Source organism: Neisseria sp. 74A18, from assembly GCF_001308005.1.
In the GTDB taxonomy this organism is placed as follows: domain Bacteria; phylum Pseudomonadota; class Gammaproteobacteria; order Burkholderiales; family Neisseriaceae; genus Neisseria; species Neisseria dumasiana.
This window is the reverse complement of record NZ_LGZA01000061.1, coordinates 1-4213: the sequence shown is the minus strand read 5'-3', so window position 1 is coordinate 4213 and position 4213 is coordinate 1. Positions and strand designations below refer to the sequence as shown.

The window sequence follows — 4213 nt, the reverse complement described above, 5'->3', positions numbered from 1 at the left end:
AATTTTTATCATTTATTAGCGAGAAAAATTTTATAAAAATAAAAAAAATGAGTTCAATTTAGGTAAAGAAATATATGGGGAAATACTTGAAGAGTTAGAAGCAAGCTCTCTTTTATCTAAAAAATTATCTCTTGCCCCCAAAGAAATTGCATTGAATGCTTCTAATGAAGAAAGAGCTATATTTGATTTATATGAAATGAATACTATCTGTTGAATGTGCTCTTTATGCAGATAATAAAATAACTGATTTAACTATAAATGGAATAATAAAAATTTTTGAAAACAAAACTTCATTTCAATATCAATCAATTAGAGCGTAATCGTCTAAATTTTATAACAACCAGGATGATATTTTACATCAATGCCCATTGAAAATATATATAACATAAAAAGTGTAAGTGTGGGGAAATGTGCAAAAAGAATACGCCGGAACACATTACCAGTATGATGTTAGAGGCAATTTGATTGAAAAAACCAACAACGGCAACACCTCCCGCTACACATGGAACGGTTACAATCAGCTTATCAAACTGAAAAATCAGACAGGCATAACAGAGTATCGCTATGATGCCTTAGGCAGAAGAATTGCCAAAACGCACAACGGAAGCACTACTGTTTACTTGTGGCAGGAAGATACGCTGGCAGTAGAAACGAATGGAGACAGCAGCATCCACTATATCTTTGAGCCCGATACCTTCGAACCTGTGGCTCAGTTTCAGACGGCATCGGTAAGCGGCATCCCCAGCCCAAGCAGAGTGGTATTGCCCTACTCATATGATCCGGAAGCAGATCCACTTCTCAAAGAACCAAAACAGCCAGACACCCAACCCGACCTCATCTACTATCGCCTAGATCACCTAGGCACACCGATAGCGGCGACTGATGAAAAAGGCAAAACCGTTTGGGAAGCCACATACAAAGCTTGGGGAGAAATTGAGCACGAAAATATTTCAGACGGCCTCAGTATCAACATTCCATTCCGCTTTCAGGGGCAGTATTACGATAAGGAAAGCGGACTACATTACAACAGATTCAGATATTATGACCCTAGTGTCGGACGATTCATCAGTCAGGATCCGATTGGATTACTGGGTGGTATTAACTTATTTGAATATGCTCCCAATACCACTAGATGGATTGATCCATTAGGATTAAATAAAAAACCAAGAAAAACTAAATCTTCTCAAAAAAACAATAATCAAAATACCAATTGCAATACTCCTAGCTTAGTTGATGTATATCATTACACTGATGAAAACTCATATAAGGCCATTGTTTCACAACGCCCAAATTATATCTTTAAAGCATCTAAACCTGACTCAGTACATGCAACAGGAGTTTATGTTACACCTATGTCTCCATCGAAAATCTTACATAAACCAGGAGGATTTAAAAGTTATTTGGGTATAACTAAAGAGAAGTCTGAATATTATTTCAAGTTTAAAGTTGAGAAATGTAAACTTAAAAATATCCGAGGAAGTAGAGGTAATCATGTGTGGTTCTCTCCAACAAATTTACTTATAACTCAATCTCAAATGCTAGAACATGGAAAAACCCAAAAATAATTAACACAGGATTATTAAAATGAACATAACAGGAATAGAATACTTCATCATTTCAAATAAAAAACCTAATATTGTTTTAGATAATTTTAATAAAAAAATAACAGATATGTGGCCAAATCGTATTATTTACGAGCATGACAAATTACTTGATGGTAGTTTTTTTTATAGCTATGTTAAAGATCAGGAAATGGATAATTTCTCAGAAGAGAATGCTTATAAACTCAACAAAAATGGAGAAGGGCAAATAGCATTAACGTGCAATTACTATCATATACTAAAAATGAATACGATGGCAGATTATGCATATTATGATGAATATGAAGACCTATATGATGACTGCGCTAAAGATAGTTTCTTAAGAAAGAATATTTTCATACTTCACGATATATATAGCTACACCCTTATATTACCAGATACACATGGACATCCATTTAGTAAAAAAATAATTAATATTTTAGAGAAAATTATTTTAGAATAATTTAAAACAAAGGTTAGTGTATTGTGCTTTAACTGCTAATCAAGCTAGAGAAACTGTGCAGAAATAGATATAATGCCTAAATTAATCAATAACCTACACGCTATTCAAAAGCATGTAGGAAGATGGCCGAAACTGAATACAATTTATATCAACTTCAGCAGATCCACTTCTCAAAGAACCAAAACAGCCAGACACTCAACCCGACCTTATCTACTACCACCTAGACCACCTCGGCACACCGGTAGCGGCGACCGATGAAAAAGGCAAAACCGTTTGGGAAGCCACATACAAAGCTTGGGGAGAAATTGAGCACGAAAATATTTCAGACGGCCTCAGTATCAGCATCCCATTCCACTTTCAGGGGCAGTATTACGATAAGGAAAGTGGACTACATTACAATAGATTCAGATATTATGACCCTAGTGTCGGACGATTCATCAGTCAGGATCCGATTGGATTACTGGGTGGTGAAAACTTGTACGGATATACGCCAAACCCTATCGAATGGGTTGATCCATTTGGACTAAATCCCCGAGCAAGTAAGGCGATTAGGCATGGCCCAAGTGTCCCGAGAAAAGTTAATAATAGATTTCCAATTAACTCATGTTTTGCAGGGAAAACGATGACCATGAGAGATATCAACGAAGCTATGTTGAAAAGATATCCAAATTTATTATCTAAATATCCTCATGGCGTTCCTTTTAATATGATGGGATTTCCAGATTTTTCACGTTATGCGATAAGGTCTGTAAATATTCCTAATGGTTTCATTTCAGATAACAAGGATTTTACAGAGGCAAATAAGCTAGCATTTGGTGGAAATAATAGGTACAAAAATAGTGGAAATATAATTATGAATGGTCAAAGGTATATTTGGCATCATACGGAAAAAAATGGAAAAATGCAGTTAATTCCATATGATATTCATGATGCAGTCAAACATACGGGGGGAGCAGCAGTCTGCGGAACTAGAAATCGTTAAACTATATAACTAGGAGTATTGGAATGGTTAAATTTTTAAAATTAGGAAAATCAGAAGAAGAAATTAAAATTTTAGAACAAGAAGAAGGTAAATTGAGTAAAAAAGCAATCAAGCATTATTTATTTTTGAATAAAAATTCAATGGTTTCTTCGAAAGTAATTTCAAAGTTTGAAAAGGAAAATAATATTTCCTTGCCTAGTGAATACATAGAGTTCTTAAAAATACAAAATGGTGGAATTCCCAAAGAAAACTGTTTTTCAAATGGTAAGGTTCTAAATTTCTTTTTTGGATTGTTCGAAAATCAGAATGTGGAAGAATCTATAGAATGGCATTTGAATATGTATGAAGGTAGATATCCTTCATCAATGCTGCCTATCGCGTCGGCAGGAGGTGGGGATTTGATACTGCTGGGTATAGCCGGGGAATATAATTCAAAAATATATTATTGGGATCATAACTTCGAAGCAGAAGAAAGTGGTACGGATTATTTTGAGAATATAGAATTTATTGCAAATAATCTAAAAGATTTTTTAGGTATATTGTCAGATAACCAATGTACATAATTGAAATAATAGCAACTTAGGTTGTGTTCAAACTCAACAATTAAAGGCCGCCTGAAAATCTGCTCTCTCCTTTCAAGCAACTTTATTCATAATTTTTTACTTCCTTCAAAAAATTAGATGCTATCCAAGCAAGATCAAAATCAGACGCAAAAGCTAATAAAAATGGGATTATAGAAACTATCAGCAAGAGGTTCAAAAATTACAAAAGGAACTAAGACTTGGTACTCAAACAGGTAAATATACTTGCGCATCACCTTTAAACCGTAAGAAAAAATAGGAGCAGATAATATGCAACTCTATACAATTTTTCCCCCTAAAAACATTAATGTTGATTTTTCTTTTAATTTTAAAGGTAATAACAAGGATAGTATCTTAGACTATTTCAAATTCAATGATGATGATATTTTCTTGCAAAAACCTCGTATAAATCTAACATACGACAATGAGTTTGAAGCTCAAATTACTACAATTTTAAACGCGGACTTTTATTTTTCATCCTCTGGTATTTTATTGTTTTCAAGAAATTTTTTTGAAATAGCACATGATAAATTGAAAGAAGATGCCTTATTTTTCCCATGCCTAATTAATAACACTCCATCTGATATATATGCTTTATATATAAAAA

General features: G+C 33.7%; 4 protein-coding genes and 2 pseudogenes. All 6 read left to right on the top strand.

The window, feature by feature from the left end; translation table 11 throughout:
* Positions 1 to 410: 410 nt before the first annotated feature.
* Positions 411 to 1565, top strand: coding sequence for an RHS repeat-associated core domain-containing protein (locus AKG43_RS13610; protein ID WP_197273151.1), 1155 nt, complete (start codon positions 411 to 413; stop codon positions 1563 to 1565).
* 19 nt (positions 1566 to 1584) lie between these two features.
* A complete protein-coding gene (locus tag AKG43_RS11650; RefSeq protein WP_054617447.1) occupies positions 1585 to 2043 on the top strand; it encodes a hypothetical protein in 459 nt (152 codons plus the stop codon).
* Between the two features lie 136 nt (positions 2044 to 2179).
* A pseudogene (locus AKG43_RS13570) lies at positions 2180 to 2557 on the top strand (RHS repeat domain-containing protein); the annotation flags it as partial.
* A 108-nt stretch (positions 2558 to 2665) separates the two neighbouring features.
* The gene (locus tag AKG43_RS11640) at positions 2666 to 3025 is read left to right on the top strand and encodes an HNH endonuclease (RefSeq protein ID WP_156300677.1); all 360 of its coding nucleotides are present in this window, start codon (positions 2666 to 2668) and stop codon (positions 3023 to 3025) included.
* Between the two features lie 23 nt (positions 3026 to 3048).
* Positions 3049 to 3588 carry an SMI1/KNR4 family protein gene (locus AKG43_RS11635; RefSeq protein ID WP_054617444.1) on the top strand — a complete coding sequence of 180 codons (540 nt, stop codon included), beginning with the start codon at positions 3049 to 3051 and terminating at the stop codon, positions 3586 to 3588.
* A gap of 288 nt (positions 3589 to 3876) precedes the next feature.
* Positions 3877 to 4213: pseudogene (locus tag AKG43_RS11630) on the top strand (hypothetical protein); the annotation flags it as partial.